The sequence below is a fragment of the Arthrobacter sp. 05L428 genome (assembly GCF_056397665.1).
On the sequence record NZ_JBFTNW010000004.1, the window covers coordinates 96,789 to 113,924 of the forward strand.

Consider the following 17,136-nt stretch of genomic DNA (forward strand, 5'->3'; position numbering starts at 1 on the left):
CTCGGTCTGGAGATGGCGGCGCAGGCATTCAAATGCGCCTGGCGTGCTCGGCCAGGAGCCAACTAGTCGTTGTCGAAATGAGCGACTTGACTCCGGTTTCCGCCTCGGCCGGCTGGTGTGCCTCGATGGCGCCGGCGGTCCCCTCCAGAATCCGGGCGGACGCGTTCCGGTAGCCGGCGTCGGCGCACGGCAGGAGTGTCAGCGTGCCCAGATCGGCCTGTAGGCGGATGAGTTCGCGGGCCAGTCGTGCGGAGCGGGCTATGGCGGCCACCTCCAGCAGGAACTCCGAGAGCGCCAGCCGCCAACTCAGCGGGTCGGCGTCGGTGGCCGGGATGAAGGAGCGCAGGGTATCCACGTCGGCCGCGTCGGAGCGGCGTGCCGCGAGGCTGGCGCAGACGGAAGCGATGGCCTGATAGTGCAGCCCCAGGTCGCTGATCTGGAGCCGGGTCAGCTCATCGAGTTGCTCCAGGGCGCGTTCCCGGGATGGCAGGACATTGTCAGCGATAAAGCTTCCGCCGCTGCGCCCGCGGACGGTCCGGATGATCCCCGAGGAACGGAGTTGGGACAGGGCCTCGCGGGCTGTAACGGCTGAAACGCCGAGCGCGGAGGCGAGTTCGGTCTCGTTGGGAAGCCGCTGACCGCTGGTGAGCAGTCCGGTCTCGACCGCCTGCTCGATTCTCCCGCACACCTCGTCGACCAGGCCGCGGGACTTGATGGGGGTAAACACCGCTGCAAGGCTGCGGGATGCGCCCTGTGGTGAAAGCAGCATCCGTTCCTCCCTCGCACTCCGGTCTGGCGTCTCCCGTCCGGTCCGCCCGCGGTTTCCGGAAGCGGTGCGGTTGCCGGCCGCGCGGCGGGTGATGCCATCCTATGGCCGCCCGTGGCCAGGGTCTATACACAAAACCTATGAAGTAATAGTATTTGGCCCAATACCGCATTGTGGCGTGAATCACATCACGCGGCGTCACCTTACCGGAGGTCCGGCAACGGTCTTCCGGCAACTGAGTTAGGCATCCACATGACCGAAACGCGCACGGCCGGAACGTCGACCGCCTCCGGCAGCGTCCCGGCTATCCGCCTGCGCAAACTCACCAAGGTCTTCGGAGACACGGTCGCCGTCGACGGCATCGACCTGGACATTCGGCAGGGCGAATTTTTCTCCATGCTGGGCCCGTCCGGCTCCGGGAAAACCACCGTGCTGCGGCTGATCGCAGGATTCGAACTGCCGACCTCGGGGAGCATCGAACTGGAGGGCCGGGACGTCACGAGGCTGGCTCCCTTCGAACGCGACGTCAACACGGTCTTCCAGGACTACGCCTTGTTCCCGCACATGTCCCTCGTGGACAACGTCGCGTACGGCCTGAGGGTGCGGGGAGTGCCGAGGGCCGAGCGCCGTGAACGTGCCCGCGAGGCCCTGGAACGAGTGCAACTGGGCAAATTCGTGGGCCGCAAACCGGCCCAGCTCTCCGGCGGCCAGCGCCAGCGGGTAGCCCTGGCCCGGGCGCTCGTGGTGGAACCCAAAGTGTTGCTTTTGGACGAGCCACTCGGCGCGCTCGACCTCAAACTCCGCCAGCAGATGCAGGTGGAACTCAAGGAACTGCAGCGCTCGCTGGGCATCACCTTCATCTTCGTCACCCACGACCAGGAGGAGGCGCTGACCATGAGCGACCGGATCGGCGTCTTCAACAACGGCAGCCTGGAACAGATCGGTACCGCCCATGAGATCTACGAACGCCCGGCGGGGACCTTCGTGGCCAACTTCGTGGGGACCTCCAACATCTTCGACGCCGCACACGCCCGGCAGCTCTACGGCCGCCCCGAGCCCGTGTGCGTCCGCCCCGAACGGCTGCGCCTGTCCTGGTCGGGCGCGCCGGAGACGGGCGTCGGTGTCACGGCTCGTCCCGGCACTGTGACCTCGCTCGTGTACGTGGGGCACGCCACGCAGGTACGGGTACAGCTCGACGACGGCCCCGTCGTCGTTGTCCTAGAGCCGGATTCGCTGCCGGGCAGCGATGTCGAGCTGCTGGGGCGCCGCGTGTCGGTGAGCTGGGACGACGACGCCGTCGTCTGGCTGCCGTCCGACGTCGCCTGAGGCCGGACCGCAGGTAACTTTCCACCCCACAACGAAAGGTAAGAATCATGGCTACAAGAATGAAGGCCTCCCTCGTGGCCGGGGTGGCCGCAGCCGCCCTCGCCTTGGCGGGTTGCGGAACCAGCGGCGGCGGCGGGGCCGCCCCGTCGGCGCAGCCGCTCAAAACCGAAATCGGCCAGGGCGAAGGGCAGCTCTCGATCCTCGCGTGGCCCGGCTACGTCGAGAACGGGAGCAACGACCCCGCCGTCGACTGGGTCACGCCCTTCGAAAAAGAGACCCAGTGCAAGGTCAGCTTCAAGCCCTTCGGCACGTCCGACGAAGCGGTGACGCTGATGCGGACCGGCCAGTACGACGTCGTCTCGGCCTCCGGTGACGCCTCCCTGCGCCTGATCGCCGGCAACAACGTGGAGCCGGTCAACATGAGCCTGCTCAAGAACTACGCCGACGTTTACCCGTTCCTCAAGGACAAGGCCTGGAACACGGTGGACGGCAAGAACTACGGGATGCCCCACGGCTGGGGCGCAAACCTGCTGATGTACTCCACCACCAAGGTCACGCCCGCCCCCACCTCCTGGAGCGCCGTCTTTGACGACGCCGACAAGTACACCGGGAAGGTCACGGCCTACGACTCACCCATCTACATCGCCGACGCCGCCGTGTACCTGATGGCGCACAAGCCGGAACTCGGCATAAAGAACCCCTACGCCTTGGACAAGGACCAGCTTGCCGCCGCCGTGGATCTGCTCAAGCAGCAGCGCAAGCACATCGGCGAATACTGGAGCGACGTCGTCAAGGAGGTCCAGGCTTTCGCCGGCGGTAGCACCGTGGTCGGAACCACGTGGCAGGTGGGTGCCAATATCGCCGCCGCTAACGGGACCAAGGTAGCGACCGTGCTCCCGCAGGAGGGTGCCACCGGCTGGTCTGACACTTGGATGATCGGGGCGCAGTCCAAGAACAAGAACTGCGCGTACAAGTGGCTGGACTACATCGCCAGCCCGAAGGCCAATGCTGCGGTGGCCGAATACTTCGGTGAGTCACCAGCAAACCCGAAGGCCTGCGAGCTGACCAAGGATAAGAAGCACTGCGAAACCTACCACTCGGGTGACGCGGCGTACGCAGAGAAGATCTGGTACTGGACCACGCCGGTGGCCGAATGCCTTGACGGCCGCAAGGACGCCAAGTGCACGGATTACTCCGAATGGACCAAGGCCTGGACCGAGATCAAGGGCTGACATGGCATTGCAGACGCTGCACCCGGCGCCCGGCTCGCCGCCGGCCGCCGGCGTGCCGCGGGCACGTCCCAACAAGTTCTCAGCGATGTTGCACCGCTCGCCCGGATTACGGCTGGCGGGGCTGATCACGGCTCCCGCCGGCTGGCTGGTGCTCGTGTACATCGCCGCGCTCGCGGCCCTGCTGATCACCTCGCTGTGGACCGTGGACACGTTCACCGGGAAGGTGTCCACGGTCTGGACAACTGACAACCTGGTGACGGTGGTGACCGATCCGGTCTACCAGCGGATCGCGCTCCGGACTCTGTGGATCGCGGCGGCCGTGACCGTGATCGACATGGTCATCGCGCTGCCGATGGCGTTCTTCATCGCCAAGGTGGCCAGTGCCCGCTGGCAGAAGCTGCTGGTAATCGCGGTGCTGATGCCGCTGTGGGCCAGTTACCTGGTCAAGGCCTACGCCTGGCGCAATGTCCTCGCCGAGGGCGGCCTGCTGGAGTGGGTGGGAGCACCGATCGGCCTGGCGTCGCCCGGCTACAGCGAGACCGCCGTCATTCTGACCCTGTCCTACATCTGGCTGCCGTACATGATTCTGCCCATTTACGCTGGCTTCGACCGTGTCCCGGACTCGCTCCTGGAGGCGTCCGGCGACCTCGGCGCGAAACCTCTGGCGACCATGCGGCTAGTCATGCTGCCACTGCTGGTGCCCTCCATCATCGCCGGGACGATCTTCACGTTTTCGCTCTCGCTGGGCGACTACATCACGGCCCAGATTGTCGGCGGAACCACCCAGATGCTGGGCACCGTGGTGTACGCCAATGTCGGCGCCGCGAACAACCTGCCGCTGGCCGCGGCGGTGTCCCTCGTTCCGATCGTCATCATCATGGCTTACCTGTTCATCGTCCGTCGCTCGGGCGCCCTCAACAACCTTTGACGACCGCCGGAAATAAGGAGCACCGTGAGACTTTCCCGAAGCGCCAAGGCCATCCTCGGCGTCGTCACCGCACTGGTGCTGCTCTTCATTTACCTCCCGCTGCTGCTGGTGGTGGTGAACTCCTTCAACTCGGACCGGACGTTCGGCTGGCCGCCCAAGGGTTTCACCCTGGAGTGGTGGGGCCGGGCCCTCGATTCCACCGGCGTGCGGGAGGCTCTGCTGTCCTCGGTCTGGGTGGCGGTGGTGTCCACTGTCATTTCGCTGGTGCTGGGGACCCTCCTGGCGATCGCCCTGCAACGCTACAAGTTCTTCGGCCGGGACGTCATCAGCCTGCTGGTGATCCTGCCGATCGCCCTGCCCGGAATCGTCACTGGCATCGCCCTAAACAACATGTTCACCACCATCCTCGGCGTATCGCTCAGCCTTTGGACAGTGGTGATAGCGCACGCCACGTTCTGCATGGTAACCGTGTTCAACAACGTTATTGCCCGGCTCCGCCGGATGCACGGGGGCCTGGAGGAAGCCTCCGCTGACCTGGGCGCCGGGGTGTTCACCACCTTCCGGCTGGTGACTTTCCCGCAACTCCGCTCGGCGCTGCTGGCCGGAGGCCTGCTCGCATTTGCCCTGAGCTTCGACGAGATCATCGTGACCACGTTCACCATCGGCGCCGGCGATACGACGCTGCCGATCTGGATCCTGCAGAACCTCTTCCGGCCTAACCAGGCGCCGGTGGTCAACGTCGTGGCCGTTGTGCTGATCGTTGTTTCAATCGTCCCGATCTGGCTGGCGCAGCGGCTCTCGGCCGAATCCGTGGGGGTCGGTGCGGCGAGGGCGAAGGCCGACGAAAGCTAGCCGGTGCCCTCGCCGGCCGGCTCAGCCGGGTCGATTGACACGACGGCGAGGAAGCCGCGGCCCAGGATTTCCGGGGTGTCGCTGTCGGAGCCGACGACGGCGTCGTACCGGCCGAGCGGTTGCGGCGCCGGGTCGGCTGTGTCACCGACGCTGACGGTGGCCTGTCCCTGCATCAGGATGCCGAACTGGCCGGCAAAGACCGGGTGGGCGCGCTTCTTGGAGAGTTCGATGATGGAGGTGTGGCCCTTGAAGGCGCCCGTGCGGGTGATCACGTTCAGATCCCGGATGTCGCCGGTAGGCAGGGCGCCGGCGGCATCCGCGTCGCCGGAGAACCGGAACGGCCGGTATTTCTCCAGCGGATGCTCGGAGCCGTCCACGGTCAGGAGCAGCAACTCGCCCTCGACCACCGTGAGCACCCGCTCCATCCCGGCAAAGCGGGAGAAAGCGCCGGCCCGCGCCACCTCGGCGATGCTCACCCGCCAGTCCCAGGCGTCGTCCGCAGCGGCAGCCCGCCCGGCGGCAGATTCCGGGAACCTGGCCAGTTCGCGGGTCACCCCGCCGCCGTTGCTCCAGGGGCGGGGCTTGAGCTCGGCATACCGGATGATCTCCATCAACCCAGCCTAGCCGCCGGCCGCAGGCCCCCCGGGAACCCTCCGGCGCGGGGCCCAATGAACGTAACGTCAGCACGGCCGGTGCGGGCTTGCTAACGTCAAAGCAGCGAAAAACTGCGGAGGGAGCCGGAATGTTCGTCAAAGTGTGCGGCCTCAGCACCCCAGAATCGGTGCTGGCCGCGGTCGACGCCGGGGCCGATGCGCTCGGCTTCGTGCTGACCCGCAGCCCGCGCGAGGTGTCCCCGGACCTCGTCCGTGAACTCCTCGCCGCGGTGCCGCGCGGGCTTCCCGCGGTAGGTGTCTTCCGGCACGAGGCGGCGGCCGACGCCGTCGCCGTGGCCCGCGAAGCCGGGCTGGAATGGGTGCAGCTGCACGGCGACCGCACCGCCGATGATGTCCGCACGGTGCACGACGCCGGCCTCAAAATTATCCGCGCCGTCACCATGTCCGCGGCTCCAGACGCGTTTGCGGACTGGGGCGAGGAGCTGCTGCTCATCGACGCGGCGGTTCCCGGTTCCGGTGAGGCCTGGGACTACGCGTCGGTCCGCGCCTTGGGGCTGGATGACCGGGAATGGCTGCTGGCCGGCGGCCTGGACCCGGAAAACGTGGCCGGGGCGGCCGCGGCGGCCGGCGCCTGGGGCGTGGACGTCTCCTCCGGCGTCGAGCAATCCCGGGGGGTCAAGGACCTCGCGAAAATCCGAGCTTTCGTGGCGGCGGCCAAAGGGTTCTGACGGCCAGTTGACGTCCCGACGGCGGCCCGACGGCGTGAGGCGGCACCATCCGGCGGGCGCACCTATCGCCGCGGGAGCTTCCTCGTTAGCATGCTTCTTGGGGACTTCCGAATCCAGGCGGGCCTGCCCCGCCACCTATGCGAAGGAGAAACGGCGATGACCCTGCCCACAGGATTGACCCCCGGCGTCTGGACGCTGGACATGTCCCACAGTGAGATCGGCTTCAGCGTTCGGCATGCCGGGATCAGCAAGGTCCGGGGGCGCTTCAACGAGGCCACTGCGGAGGCCCGGGTCCGGGATTCCCTGGCCGATGCCAGCCTGCACGCCACGATCAAGACCGCGAGCTTCGATTCCGGCGACGCCAACCGGGACGGCCACGTGCGCGGTCCCGACTTTTTCGACGTCGAGAACTTCCCCGAGATGACCTTCCGCGCAACGTCCGTCCGGGGCGACGGCGAGGACTACGTGCTCACCGGCGACCTCACCATCCGCGGCGTCACCAAGCCGGTGGACCTGGAAGTCGAGTTCACCGGCGTCGCGGTGGATCCCTTCGGCGCGACCCGGGCCGGCTTCAGCGCCGAGGCGGACATCAGCCGCAAGGAATTCGGCCTGACATGGAATGCCGCCCTCGAGGCGGGCGGACTGCTCGTCAGCGACAAGGTCAAGATCAACGTCGAAGCGGCCATGGTCAAGCAGGCTGACACCTAAGAACGGTCCGAAGATCAGGGATTGATCAGGGCCAACCCCTGATCCGAATCTGCGGCTCGCGGGAGACAATGAAGCCATGAAGACACTGCTCAACATCATCTGGCTGCTTTTCGGCGGCCTCTGGCTTGCGCTCGGGTATTTCCTTGCCGGCATCGTCTGCTGCCTGCTGGTCATCACCATTCCGTGGGGGCTGGCCTCGTTCCGTATTGCGTCCTACACCCTGTGGCCGTTCGGCCGGATGGTGGTGGACAAGCCCGGCGGAAACGGCGTGTTCACCCTGCTGGGCAACGTCATCTGGCTGCTCGTGGCGGGCATCTGGATCGCGATCGGGCACGTTGTCACGGCCTTCGCCATGGCCATCACGATTGTCGGCATCCCGCTGGCCATCGCCAACCTCAAGCTCATTCCGGTATCCCTGATGCCGCTGGGCAAGCAGATCGTGCCCACAGACCGGCCGTTTGCCGTCAGCTACCGCTAGGGCGCGCCCGGGCCGGACAACCACAGGAAGCCGAGGGAAGAGCAATGCCAGAGCCAACAATCCCGGAGGCAGAGACCAGTAACGATGAACTGATGCTGGTCATCACCCGCGAGTTCCAGGTCCCGATTTCGGCGGTATGGTCCGCCCTGACCGACCCGGAGCAGGCGCCCGCGTGGTGGGGGCCGCGCGGTTTCCATACCCCGCGGGAGAGCATCGATGCCGACCTGGAAATTGGCGGCCTCTACCGCGCCTGCATGATCCAGGACGCCACTGGCCAGCAGTACTGGTGGAGCGGCGTCCACACGGACATCGAACCGCCGAACCTGTTCGTGTTCACCCATGCCTGGGACAAGGCCGACGGCACCCGCGGCTTTGAGACCGAGGTGACTTTCCGGCTGGAGGAGATCGACGGCGGTACCCGGATGACGTTCACGCAGGGACCCTTTGATACGGCGGAGAACCGGGACAGCAACGGCACCGGCTGGCGGGAGTCCTTCGACCGTCTCGCCGACCACCTCCGCAAGGCGGCCTGAAACAAGCAAGCATCGCGGGGTCACTTAGCGCCATCCCGAAGGGATTAATAGGCGCTAAGTGACCCCGCGATGTGGTGGCGGGACCGAGTCAGGCAAGTTCGCCCTGCAGGTTCCGGCGGGCCGTGTCCTGCCACAGTTCGCGGCCGCGCGCGGTGTGGAAGAGGGGGTCCAGTTCAAGGAGCTGGCGGACGACGGCGGCGCGTCCGGCGGCGAAATCTGCGTCGCCAATGTGGGCGAAGTCTTCGCGGACGGCCGCAAGATAGCGGGCGTAGGCGCCGGGATCGCCGGCCAGGACGGAGAGGTCGGCATCGCTGAGCAGGGCGGCGGGTTCGTCGTCGGGATCCGGCCGATGGTCCGCCGTCATCCTGACCAGCCGCGCGACCTCGTCGACCTCGTCGGCGGGAAGCCCCGCGCGCTCCAGCCGCTCCTCGGCGAGCCGGGCAGACTCCTCCTCGTCTTCGCCGGCGATGCCGAGGTAGACGGCGTCGTGGAACCAAGCCGCGAGCAGCACGGTCCGCGGTGGCCGTGCCGGCGTGGTCAGCCGGTCCAGGGCCTCCAGCACGGCGAGCAGGTGGGTGCGGCCGTGGTACTTCCGGTGGTCCTCGCCCCAGCGGTCCAGCAGGTCGAGGAAGAGCGCGTCGTGGCCGGGGAGGGCCTCGTTCCAGCGGGTCAGCAGCGGCAGTTTCAGCGATCCGTTGCGTCGCCGCGCAGGAATCCGCAGGCCGCTTTCGATCAGTTTGCGGACCAGGATCCGGCCCTCGACGGGGACGGCGCCGGCCGCCACTAGGGCGTCGTAGCGGGCCTCGGCCACGTCGTAGTGGTCGCCGTCGAACGCCCGCTCCGGGATGCCCGCGGCCCGCGCGAAGGTGTGGAGCTCATCCAGCGAGCTGTCCGAGATGAGGTGCGAAAAGTGCGTTCCGTGGGCGGGCCAGAGCGGGGGATCGAGGTATACGGCCATGCAGGAAGTCTACGAGGCGGCCAAATTGAGCGGTGACCCGGAGATGAAAAGGAAAACGGCCGGATTCTCCGCAAATGCGGGTTACAGTGTCTCTATGCCTAGTTTTCGCGTCTCGGAAGCCGCCCGGTTCCTCGGCGTCAGCGACGACACCGTCCGCCGCTGGACCGAAAACGGGAGCCTCACGCCGCTCAGGGATGAATCGGGCCGGCTCGCCGTGGACGGGCTCGAGCTCGCCACCCTGGCCCGGGAGCAGGCGAAACTGCCCGAGGACCCTGCCCGCGCCGGGAGTTCGGCCCGGAACCGCTTCGTCGGACTGGTCACGGCCATCACGGCCGACACCGTCATGGCCCAGGTGGAGCTGCAGTGCGGGCCGTTCCGGGTGGTGTCGCTGATGAGCAGCGAGGCGGTCCGCGAACTCGGCCTGGAACTGGGCTCCGTGGCCACCGCCGTCGTGAAAGCCACCACGGTGATCATCGAAAGCCCGCATGGAAGGGCCCTCGTATGAGCCGGCTGCGGAAGGCCGCCGCCCTCCTGCTGGCGGGAGCCCTCGCAGCAGGGACCGCCGCCTGCGCCGCACCGGCCGGCGGGGGAGGGGCGGAGAAGAACCTGACAGTGTTCGCGGCGGCCTCGCTCAAGGCGCCCTTCACTGCCCTGGCCCGGGAGTTTGAGGCCGGCCACCCCGGAACCAAGGTGGTACTCAGCTTCGCCGGGTCCGCCGACCTCGCCACCCAGCTCAGCCAAGGCGCACCCGCGGACGTGTTCGCCTCCGCGGACCTGAAGAACATGGCCAAGGTCGCCGACGCAGGTTTGGTGGCAGGCGCGCCCCGGAACTTCGCCAGCAACGTCCTGGCCATCGCCGTGCCACCGGCCAACCCCGCGGGCATCGGCTCCTTCGCCGATCTGGCGAAACCCGGGGTCAAAGTGGTGGTGTGCGCGGCCCAGGTCCCGTGCGGAGCGGCGGCGAAGTCGGTCGAGGGGAAGAGCGGCGTGGCCCTGAAGCCCGTCAGCGAGGAATCCTCCGTCACCGACGTGCTGGGCAAGGTCACCTCGGGAGAAGCCGACGCCGGACTCGTCTATGTCACCGACGTCCGGGCGGCCGGGAGCAAGGTCAGGGGGATCCCGTTCCCCGAGGCGGCCGCCGCCGTCAACCACTATCCGATCGCCGCGCTGAAGACCAGCAGAAACCAGGAACTCTCGGACGCCTTCATTTCGCTGGTCACCGGAGCCGGTGGCCGGAAGGTCCTCGCCGACGCGGGCTTCGGCAGCCCGTGACGCGCCACGGCTACAGCGGCATTCCGCGCTGGGTGCAGGCCATCGCCGCGGCCGGGGCGCTGTTCGTTCTGCTGCCCCTCGCCGCCATGGTCGCCAGGGTCAACTGGCCGCAGTTCGTCCCGCTGCTCACCTCGGAAGCCTCGCTCACGGCACTGGGGCTCAGCCTGCGCACGGCGGCGGCGAGTACGGTGCTCTGCGTGCTGCTCGGCGTCCCGCTGGCCCTGGTGCTGGCCCGGGGCGCCTTCCCGGGCCAGCGACTGCTGCGCTCGTTCGTGCTGCTGCCGCTGGTGCTGCCGCCGGTGGTGGGCGGCATCGCGCTGCTCTACACCTTCGGCCGGCAGGGCCTGCTGGGCCGGAGCCTCGAGGTGGCCGGCATCCAGATCGCGTTCTCGACGACGGCGGTGGTGCTCGCCCAGGCCTTCGTCGCGCTGCCCTTCCTCGTGGTGAGCCTCGAAGGTGCGCTGCGCTCCGCGGGCAGCCGTTACGAGGCGGTGGCGGCAACCCTAGGCGCCCGTCCCACCACGGTGCTGCGCCGTGTCACCGTACCGCTGGTCCTGCCGGGCCTCGCCTCAGGGGCCGTGCTCTCCTTCGCCCGCAGTCTCGGCGAATTCGGCGCCACCCTCACCTTCGCCGGCAGCCTCCAGGGCGTCACCCGCACCCTGCCGCTGGAAATCTACCTGCAGCGCGAGACCGACGCCGACGCCGCCGTCGCCCTCTCGCTGCTGCTCGTCGCGGTGGCGGTCATCGTCGTCGGGCTCAGCTACCGGGGACCGGCCGCGGCCGGCCGCCGTGCAGGCAGCCCCGCGGCCGCCGGGCAGGTGCGGGGATGACGTTCACGCTCGACGCCGCCGTCGCCGCCCGCGGGTTCGACGTCTCGCTGAGCCTGGCGGACGCGGAGACGGTGGCCGTGCTCGGGCCGAACGGGGCCGGGAAGTCCACCCTGCTCTCCGTGGTCGCGGGCCTGCTCCGCCCCGATGCCGGACGGGCGCAGGTGGACGGCCGGATCCTCTTCGAGCTGGGGCCCGGGCAGAACACCTGGACCGCGCCGCACCGCCGCGGCACCGCCCTGCTGGCCCAGGAGCCGCTGCTATTTCCGCATCTGACGGTCCTCGAAAACGTTGCCTTCGGCCCCCGGAGCGCCGGCGTTCCGAGGGCCCACGCAAGGCAGACGGCCCGGCGCTGGCTGGCGGAGGTCGACGCGGCGGACCTCGCCGGACGGCGGCCTGGGGAGCTCTCCGGCGGTCAGGCCCAGCGGGTCGCGGTGGCCCGGGCTCTGGCCGCCGATCCCGGGCTGCTCCTGCTGGACGAGCCGATGGCCGCCCTGGACGTCCACGCAGCCCCGCTGCTGCGGCGGCTGCTGAAGCGGGTCCTGGCCGGGCGCCGGGCCATCATCGTCACGCACGATGTCCTGGACGCCTACATGCTCGCCGACCGCGTGATCGTGCTGGAACAGGGCCGGATCACCGAGGACGGCCCCACCCGGGACGTGCTCCAGCGGCCCCGCAGCCGCTTCGCCGCCGGGCTGGCCGGGCTGAACCTCGTGGCCGGCACCGTCACCGCGGCCGGGCTCCGGACGGCCGCGGGCCAGGAATTCGCCGGCCGGCATGAGGATCCGCCGGTTCCCGGCCAAAGCGGCGTGGCGGCCTTCCCGCCGTCGGCCGTCTCCGTCTTCCTCAGCGAAGCACACGGCAGCCCGCGCAACTCCTTCCCGGTCACGGTCACCGACCTGGAACCGCATGGCGACCAGATCCGGGTCCGGGCCGGGGAACTGTCCGCGGACGTGACGCCCGCCGCGTCGGCGGACCTCGGCCTGGCGCCCGGAGTGGGCGTCTACTTCGTGGTCAAGGCGGCGGCGGTGTCGATTTACCCGGCGTAGGGGCACTGGAGTGCCGGCCGGGTCTGGGCCACGCCCCGGTCCCGGCGGCTCTGGGCCACGCCCCGGTATCAGCCGGGCCGGCCCCACGGCCTAGGGTGGAGAGAGGCCCGCCCCGCAACCAGGAGGAATCTCGTGCAGAACAACCCAGCCCCAGCCCATGGACGCACCGCACTGGTGGTCGGAGCCAGCGGCATCGCCGGGTCCGCCCTCGTCACCCTCCTTGCGGAAACAGGCTGGGACGTCTTGGCCCTGTCCCGCGGCGTCGTTGCCCGCCCCGGGGTGCGGCCCGTTAGTGCGGACCTCAGCTCACCGGAGAGCCTTACGGCCGCGCTGGCCGGCGAAAGCCCGACCCACGTGTTCTTCACCGCCTGGTCGCGGCAGGACACCGAACGGGAAAACATCGAAGTCAACGCCGCGCTGCTGCGGAACCTGCTTAACGCCCTGCGCGACAGCCCGGTGGAACACGTCGCCCTGATGACCGGGCTGAAGCACTATCTGGGCCCCTTTGAGGCCTACGCCGCGGGGGAAATGCCGGACACGCCCTTCCATGAGGAGGAACCGCGGCTGCCGGTGCCCAACTTCTACTACGCCCAGGAGGACGAACTGTGGGCCGCGGCCGAACGCCAGGGGTTCAGCTGGTCGGTTCACCGTGCGCACACGGTCATCGGCCACGCCGTGGGCAACGCCATGAACATGGGGACCACCCTCGCGGTACAGGCGTCACTCTGCAAGGAGCTGGACCGGCCGTTCATCTTCCCCGGCTCGGAGACGCAGTGGAACAGCCTCACCGATATGACCGACAGCGGACTGCTGGCAGAGCACATGCTCTGGGCAGCCACCGCGGAGTCGGCAGGCAATCAGGCGTACAACATCGTCGACGGCGACGTCTTCCGCTGGCGCTGGATGTGGCCGCGCCTTGCCGCATATTTCGGCGTCGAAGCCGTTGGCTTCGAGAACGAACCCAGGCCGCTGGAAGAGCAGATGCGGGGCATGGAAACGGTGTGGGCGGATTTGGCCGCCCGGCATGGACTCGCCGAACCGGACCTCGCGCGGGTCTCCTCGTGGTGGCACACCGACGGCGACCTGGGACGCAACATCGAGGTGCTGGCCGACATGAGCAAGAGCCGCCTCGCGGGCTTCACCGGGTACCGCCGGACCCTGGACTCGTTCACAGTGCTCTTTGACCGGCTCCGGGCGGACCGGCTGATCCCGTAGCCGCCGGCTGCGGGGCCGGTTGTTACTTGGGTTGGGTTTCCTGGTCCTTGCTGCCCTGGGCCTTGTTCCGCACCGGGTGCTGGCTGACGATCGAGACGCGGTTGAAGGCGTTCATCGTGATCGCCAGCCAGCTGATGGCGGAGAACTCGACGTCGGTGAGGTGCCTGCGCGCCCGGCCTCCGTCGCGCTCGCGGGCCTCGGCGTCGGAGATGTTGGTGATCGCCTCGGCCAGAGTCAGGGCCGCACGTTCCTTTTCGCTGAAAAGGGTGGTGTCGCGCCAGGCCGGGAGCACCGCTAGGCGCTGGGCTGATTCACCGTTCTTGACCGCGTCCCCCACGTGAAGGTCCAGGCAGAAGGCACAGCCGTTGATCTGCGAGATGCGGACGTTCAGCAACTCGATCAGCGTCTGGTCCAGCCCTGCCTCCTCCGCGGCTTCCTTGGCCTTCAGGCCCAGGCCGTTGAGCGCGCGCCACGCGGCGGGGTGCGCCTTGTCCAGGAAAACGCTGCGGGTGCTGTGCCCGGGTGCCGGAGTCTCATCCATGACTCCCAGATTACAGAGGTCCGGCCAGTACCGCCCGCGCGTCATGTGACAAAGTTGTCAAACGTGTGACAAGCTTTGCGTGTAGCCATAATTCGATCCGGTGGTCGGTTCCTTGGGGGAGCCGACCGCCGGATCGCTTCTTTTTTGCGGGACATGTCCAACCCTCGACGCCTGCCGCCGCGCATGCCCCCTCTCCCCGCGGCCGCCCCGGGGACATGCCCAACCCTTGGCACGAAGAATGGACATAGTGGGATTATGCCCACCGTTCGAGGCCGGGGATGGGCATGTCCGTCCTCCGGGGGAGCAGCCCGGGGTCAGGGCAGGGCGTGTCCGGCGATGCGTGCCACTTGCGACCCCGCGGCCACCAGGGCTTCCGCATCGCTGGCCACGATTACGCCGGCAAAGTTGTCGGCATAGTCGCCCAGGTCCTCGTGGACGGAGCCGACGACGGCGTACACGGGCGTCGTGCCGCTGCGGGCCAGGATGGCGGCGATGATCTTGCCTTGGCCGGTCTGGGAGTCCAGCCGGCCCTCCCCGACCACCACCGCGGTGCTGGCGGCGGCGTGGGCCTCGAAGCCGAGCAGGTCCAGCACATGGTCGGCGCCTGAGACCAGGCTGGCCCCGTACTTCGCCCACATGCCGCCGGAGAAGCCGCCGGCGGCCCCGGTTCGCTCCAACGGCCGGGGGTCACGGCCCAGTTCGCGGGCAAACCCGTCCGCCAGCTCGTCGAGCCGCCACGTGAGTACCTCCACCGTGGCCGGGTCCGCGCCCTTCTGCGGGCCGAAGACCCGGGCGGCGTCGGCGAAGCGGGTGGTCACGTCGCTGAGCACCACCACCTCGGCGCCGTCCAGGCCGCCGCGCTCCTCGATGGCGGCGATGGCCCCGGCCCCGCCGTCGGTGGTCGCGGAGCCGCCGGCCGCCACCAGCACCCGCCGGCCACCGAGCCGGACGGCCTCCGCCATCATCACCCCGGTGCCGTACGTGCTGGCGCGGAAGGGGTCCCGGTCGCCGGTGCTGGGCAGGTTCAGGCCGCTGGCGAACGCGAGCTCGACGACGGCGGTGCCGTCCGGCGCCAGCGCGATGACCGCCTCGACGTCGTCGCCCCAAGGTCCCACCGTGCGGACCCGGACCGGCCGGGCGTCGAGGCCCCGGACCAGCACGTCGAAGGTCCCCTCGCCGCCGTCGGCCACCGGCAGTTGGACGGCGGCCGCCCCGGCCGCGCGGATCCCGGCAGCGATGTGGGCGCAGACGTCCGCTGCCGGGAAGGTCCCCTTGAAACTGTCCGGGGCAACGAGGATGCTCACCGGCCTAGAATCCCACTTTGTCGCGGCCCTTGAGCTGCAGCATTTCGCGGGCCTCGTCCGGGGTGGCGATCTCGAAGTTGAGCGCCTCCAGGATGGTGCGGATCCGGGTGACCTGCTGGGCGTTGGACGTGGCGAGCTGGCCGGGGCCGATCCAGAGCGAGTCCTCCAGTCCGACGCGGACATGCGAACCCATGGCCGCACCGATCGTTGCGAGCGGCATCTGGTTCTTGCCGGCGCCCAGGATGGACCACTGGTAATCATCGCCCAGCAGCCGGTCAGCGGTGCGGCGCATGTGCATGAGGTCTTCCGGGTGGGCGCCGATCCCGCCGAGCAGGCCGAAAACGGACTGGACGAACAGGGGGCCGCGGGCCAGGCCGCGGGCGTGGAAGTGGGCCAGGTTGTTCAGGTGGGAGATGTCGTAGCACTCGAATTCGAACCGGGTGCCGTTCTCGTTGCCGAGCCCTAAGATGGTTTCAATGTCCTGGAAGGTGTTCTTGAAGACCAGGTCGCGGCTCTTATCGAGTCCTTCGCGCTCCCACTCGTGGCCGAAGTCCGTGAAACGGTCCAGCATCGGGTAGAGGCCGAAGTTCATCGACCCCATGTTCAGCGAGGCCAGTTCGGGCTTGAACAGCGCGGCAGGCTGCATGCGCTCCTCCACGGTCATGTGGGGGGAGCCGCCGGTCGTGATGTTGATGACGGCGTCGGTATTGCGCTTGAGCTTGTCCAGGATCGGGGCGAAGTGCTCCGGGTCCTGCGAGGGCCGGCCGTCCTTCGGGTCGCGGGCGTGCATGTGCACGATCGCGGCGCCGGCCTCGGCGGCACCGATCGCGGCGTCGGCGATTTCATCCGGCGACACCGGCAGGTGCGGGGACATGGACGGGGTGTGGATGGCGCCGGTGACGGCGCTGGTGATGATGACTTTGCGTGCAGCAGCCATGGGGGTCGCTCCTTCGGGGCTCAGTAAAGCTTTTCGGTGTTGCCGTCGACGGCGAGGGCCTGGCCGTTGACGTTGCGGGCCAGGTCGCTCGCGGCGAAGGCGGCCATGTTCGCGATGTCCTCCGCCTCGATCAGCCGGCCGAGGGAGGACTGGTTGTGATAGAGCTCGGAAACCTGGTCCGCCGGGAGGTCCAGCATCTGCGCCTTGGCCGCGATGACGGCGTCGATCCGGGGCCCGTTGACGGCGCCGGGGCAGATCGCGTTGACCCGGATCCGGTCCGGTCCCAGTTCGATTGCGAGCGTCTTGGTCAGCCCGACGACGGCCCACTTGGACGCGGAGTAGGCGCTGCGCCCGGCCATGCCGAGCCGTCCCGCCGCGGAGGAGAGGTTCACGATCGAGGCGCCGGTGCCCTGCCGGAGCAGGGGCAGCGCGTGCTTGATGCAGTAGAACTGGCCGTGGATGTTGACGTCGAAGGTGGCCTTCCAGGCGGCGGCGTCGAGGGTTTCGAGCGGGCCGGTGGGGCCGGCGATGCCGGCGTTGTTGACCAGCACGTCCAGCCCTCCTAGTTCGTCGGCCACGGTGGTCATGAGGGCGCGCACCTGGGCTTCGTCGGAGACATCGCTGACCGCAGCGGCGAGGCCGTTGACGCGGGCCTTCTCGACGGCGTCGGGGTCAATGTCGGTGACGAAGACGGCGGCGCCGAGTTGCTGGAACTTGCTCGCGATGGCCAGGCCGATGCCGTTGGCGCCGGCGGTGACCAGAACGCGTTTTGCGGTGAAATCCATGGGTATTCCTTGCGGTGGTGGTTCGGTGAGCCGCTCCGCCGGCGCGCAGGGGCGCCGGCAGAGCGTTGGCGGTGGAGCGTTCG

Annotated in this window: 20 protein-coding genes; 13 read left to right on the plus strand and 7 right to left on the minus strand. The window is 68.6% G+C overall.

Annotated features, from left to right (window positions below; all coding sequences use genetic code 11):
- Positions 1 to 28: 28 nt before the first annotated feature.
- Positions 29 to 769, minus strand: a complete 741-nt coding sequence (locus AC1DH3_RS10255; protein ID WP_441416624.1) for a FadR/GntR family transcriptional regulator — start codon at positions 767 to 769, stop codon at positions 29 to 31.
- A 249-nt stretch (positions 770 to 1,018) separates the two neighbouring features.
- On the opposite strand from AC1DH3_RS10255, the gene AC1DH3_RS10260 reads away from it, so the two are divergent.
- The 4 genes from AC1DH3_RS10260 to AC1DH3_RS10275 are packed head-to-tail and all read left to right on the plus strand — an operon-like array spanning position 1,019 to position 5,104.
- On the plus strand, positions 1,019 to 2,092 hold the full coding sequence (locus tag AC1DH3_RS10260; RefSeq protein ID WP_441416625.1) for an ABC transporter ATP-binding protein: 1,074 nt from the start codon (positions 1,019 to 1,021) through the stop codon (positions 2,090 to 2,092).
- Between the two features lie 47 nt (positions 2,093 to 2,139).
- Positions 2,140 to 3,324, plus strand: a complete 1,185-nt coding sequence (locus AC1DH3_RS10265) for an ABC transporter substrate-binding protein (protein WP_441416626.1) — start codon at positions 2,140 to 2,142, stop codon at positions 3,322 to 3,324.
- A gap of 1 nt (position 3,325) precedes the next feature.
- Entirely contained in the window at positions 3,326 to 4,252 is a 927-nt protein-coding gene (locus tag AC1DH3_RS10270; RefSeq protein WP_441416627.1) for an ABC transporter permease, read from the plus strand.
- A 24-nt stretch (positions 4,253 to 4,276) separates the two neighbouring features.
- On the plus strand, positions 4,277 to 5,104 hold the full coding sequence (locus tag AC1DH3_RS10275; RefSeq protein WP_441416628.1) for an ABC transporter permease: 828 nt from the start codon (positions 4,277 to 4,279) through the stop codon (positions 5,102 to 5,104).
- On the opposite strand, the gene AC1DH3_RS10280 is transcribed toward AC1DH3_RS10275, so the two are convergent.
- A complete protein-coding gene (locus AC1DH3_RS10280; protein WP_476909231.1) occupies positions 5,101 to 5,715 on the minus strand; it encodes a HutD/Ves family protein in 615 nt (204 codons plus the stop codon). The two genes, AC1DH3_RS10275 and AC1DH3_RS10280, sit on opposite strands and share 4 nt — an antisense overlap.
- Positions 5,716 to 5,846: 131 nt before the next feature.
- Between AC1DH3_RS10280 and AC1DH3_RS10285 the strand changes: the two genes are divergently transcribed.
- The 4 genes from AC1DH3_RS10285 to AC1DH3_RS10300 all read left to right on the plus strand — a co-directional run bounded on the left by AC1DH3_RS10285 (position 5,847) and on the right by AC1DH3_RS10300 (position 8,165).
- Complete coding sequence (locus AC1DH3_RS10285; RefSeq protein WP_476909232.1) at positions 5,847 to 6,446, plus strand: phosphoribosylanthranilate isomerase; 600 nt, start codon at positions 5,847 to 5,849, stop codon at positions 6,444 to 6,446.
- Positions 6,447 to 6,602: 156 nt separating this feature from the next.
- Positions 6,603 to 7,154, plus strand: a complete 552-nt coding sequence (locus AC1DH3_RS10290; RefSeq protein WP_476909233.1) for a YceI family protein — start codon at positions 6,603 to 6,605, stop codon at positions 7,152 to 7,154.
- Positions 7,155 to 7,230: 76 nt separating this feature from the next.
- Positions 7,231 to 7,632, plus strand: a complete 402-nt coding sequence (locus AC1DH3_RS10295) for a YccF domain-containing protein (protein WP_476891921.1) — start codon at positions 7,231 to 7,233, stop codon at positions 7,630 to 7,632.
- A gap of 44 nt (positions 7,633 to 7,676) precedes the next feature.
- Positions 7,677 to 8,165 (plus strand): SRPBCC family protein, encoded by a 489-nt coding sequence (locus AC1DH3_RS10300; protein WP_476909234.1) that lies wholly within the window; start codon positions 7,677 to 7,679, stop codon positions 8,163 to 8,165.
- A gap of 88 nt (positions 8,166 to 8,253) precedes the next feature.
- Here the strand turns inward: AC1DH3_RS10300 and AC1DH3_RS10305 are convergent, their stop codons facing one another.
- Positions 8,254 to 9,123 (minus strand): DUF4031 domain-containing protein, encoded by an 870-nt coding sequence (locus AC1DH3_RS10305; protein ID WP_476909235.1) that lies wholly within the window; start codon positions 9,121 to 9,123, stop codon positions 8,254 to 8,256.
- 94 nt (positions 9,124 to 9,217) lie between these two features.
- Between AC1DH3_RS10305 and AC1DH3_RS10310 the strand changes: the two genes are divergently transcribed.
- The 5 genes from AC1DH3_RS10310 to AC1DH3_RS10330 all read left to right on the plus strand — a co-directional run bounded on the left by AC1DH3_RS10310 (position 9,218) and on the right by AC1DH3_RS10330 (position 13,486).
- Positions 9,218 to 9,628 carry a TOBE domain-containing protein gene (locus AC1DH3_RS10310; protein ID WP_476909236.1) on the plus strand — a complete coding sequence of 137 codons (411 nt, stop codon included), beginning with the start codon at positions 9,218 to 9,220 and terminating at the stop codon, positions 9,626 to 9,628.
- Positions 9,625 to 10,395: a molybdate ABC transporter substrate-binding protein gene (gene modA / locus AC1DH3_RS10315; RefSeq protein ID WP_476909237.1), complete on the plus strand. Its 771-nt coding sequence runs from the start codon at positions 9,625 to 9,627 to the stop codon at positions 10,393 to 10,395. Before AC1DH3_RS10310 ends, modA begins: the two co-directional genes overlap by 4 nt.
- On the plus strand, positions 10,392 to 11,225 hold the full coding sequence (locus tag AC1DH3_RS10320) for an ABC transporter permease (protein ID WP_476891926.1): 834 nt from the start codon (positions 10,392 to 10,394) through the stop codon (positions 11,223 to 11,225). The genes modA and AC1DH3_RS10320 overlap by 4 nt, the downstream gene beginning before the upstream one ends.
- The gene (locus tag AC1DH3_RS10325; RefSeq protein ID WP_476909238.1) at positions 11,222 to 12,271 is read left to right on the plus strand and encodes a sulfate/molybdate ABC transporter ATP-binding protein; all 1,050 of its coding nucleotides are present in this window, start codon (positions 11,222 to 11,224) and stop codon (positions 12,269 to 12,271) included. The genes AC1DH3_RS10320 and AC1DH3_RS10325 overlap by 4 nt, the downstream gene beginning before the upstream one ends.
- A gap of 132 nt (positions 12,272 to 12,403) precedes the next feature.
- A complete protein-coding gene (locus tag AC1DH3_RS10330; protein WP_476909239.1) occupies positions 12,404 to 13,486 on the plus strand; it encodes an SDR family oxidoreductase in 1,083 nt (360 codons plus the stop codon).
- 22 nt (positions 13,487 to 13,508) lie between these two features.
- On the opposite strand, the gene AC1DH3_RS10335 is transcribed toward AC1DH3_RS10330, so the two are convergent.
- The 4 genes from AC1DH3_RS10335 to AC1DH3_RS10350 form a co-directional block, all read right to left on the minus strand.
- A complete protein-coding gene (locus AC1DH3_RS10335) occupies positions 13,509 to 14,027 on the minus strand; it encodes a carboxymuconolactone decarboxylase family protein (RefSeq protein ID WP_476909240.1) in 519 nt (172 codons plus the stop codon).
- A gap of 314 nt (positions 14,028 to 14,341) precedes the next feature.
- The gene (locus AC1DH3_RS10340) at positions 14,342 to 15,331 is read right to left on the minus strand and encodes a glycerate kinase (RefSeq protein ID WP_476909241.1); all 990 of its coding nucleotides are present in this window, start codon (positions 15,329 to 15,331) and stop codon (positions 14,342 to 14,344) included.
- 4 nt (positions 15,332 to 15,335) lie between these two features.
- Positions 15,336 to 16,268 (minus strand): 3,5-dioxohexanoate:acetyl-CoA acetone transferase, encoded by a 933-nt coding sequence (gene kce, locus AC1DH3_RS10345; RefSeq protein WP_476909242.1) that lies wholly within the window; start codon positions 16,266 to 16,268, stop codon positions 15,336 to 15,338.
- A gap of 20 nt (positions 16,269 to 16,288) precedes the next feature.
- The gene (locus tag AC1DH3_RS10350) at positions 16,289 to 17,053 is read right to left on the minus strand and encodes an SDR family oxidoreductase (protein WP_476909243.1); all 765 of its coding nucleotides are present in this window, start codon (positions 17,051 to 17,053) and stop codon (positions 16,289 to 16,291) included.
- Positions 17,054 to 17,136 lie beyond the last annotated feature (83 nt).

Coding starts and splice junctions, on each gene's coding strand:
- AC1DH3_RS10260 (WP_441416625.1), top strand. CDS start 1,019: ATGACCGAAACGCGCACGGCCGGAACGTCGACCGCCTCCGGCAGCGTC.
- AC1DH3_RS10325 (WP_476909238.1), top strand. CDS start 11,222: ATGACGTTCACGCTCGACGCCGCCGTCGCCGCCCGCGGGTTCGACGTC.
- AC1DH3_RS10290 (WP_476909233.1), top strand. CDS start 6,603: ATGACCCTGCCCACAGGATTGACCCCCGGCGTCTGGACGCTGGACATG.
- AC1DH3_RS10305 (WP_476909235.1), bottom strand. CDS start 9,123: ATGGCCGTATACCTCGATCCCCCGCTCTGGCCCGCCCACGGAACGCAC.
- AC1DH3_RS10295 (WP_476891921.1), top strand. CDS start 7,231: ATGAAGACACTGCTCAACATCATCTGGCTGCTTTTCGGCGGCCTCTGG.
- AC1DH3_RS10265 (WP_441416626.1), top strand. CDS start 2,140: ATGGCTACAAGAATGAAGGCCTCCCTCGTGGCCGGGGTGGCCGCAGCC.
- kce (WP_476909242.1), bottom strand. CDS start 16,268: ATGGCTGCTGCACGCAAAGTCATCATCACCAGCGCCGTCACCGGCGCC.
- AC1DH3_RS10280 (WP_476909231.1), bottom strand. CDS start 5,715: ATGGAGATCATCCGGTATGCCGAGCTCAAGCCCCGCCCCTGGAGCAAC.
- AC1DH3_RS10310 (WP_476909236.1), top strand. CDS start 9,218: ATGCCTAGTTTTCGCGTCTCGGAAGCCGCCCGGTTCCTCGGCGTCAGC.
- AC1DH3_RS10285 (WP_476909232.1), top strand. CDS start 5,847: ATGTTCGTCAAAGTGTGCGGCCTCAGCACCCCAGAATCGGTGCTGGCC.
- AC1DH3_RS10335 (WP_476909240.1), bottom strand. CDS start 14,027: ATGGATGAGACTCCGGCACCCGGGCACAGCACCCGCAGCGTTTTCCTG.
- AC1DH3_RS10255 (WP_441416624.1), bottom strand. CDS start 769: ATGCTGCTTTCACCACAGGGCGCATCCCGCAGCCTTGCAGCGGTGTTT.
- modA (WP_476909237.1), top strand. CDS start 9,625: ATGAGCCGGCTGCGGAAGGCCGCCGCCCTCCTGCTGGCGGGAGCCCTC.
- AC1DH3_RS10300 (WP_476909234.1), top strand. CDS start 7,677: ATGCCAGAGCCAACAATCCCGGAGGCAGAGACCAGTAACGATGAACTG.
- AC1DH3_RS10270 (WP_441416627.1), top strand. CDS start 3,326: ATGGCATTGCAGACGCTGCACCCGGCGCCCGGCTCGCCGCCGGCCGCC.
- AC1DH3_RS10350 (WP_476909243.1), bottom strand. CDS start 17,053: ATGGATTTCACCGCAAAACGCGTTCTGGTCACCGCCGGCGCCAACGGC.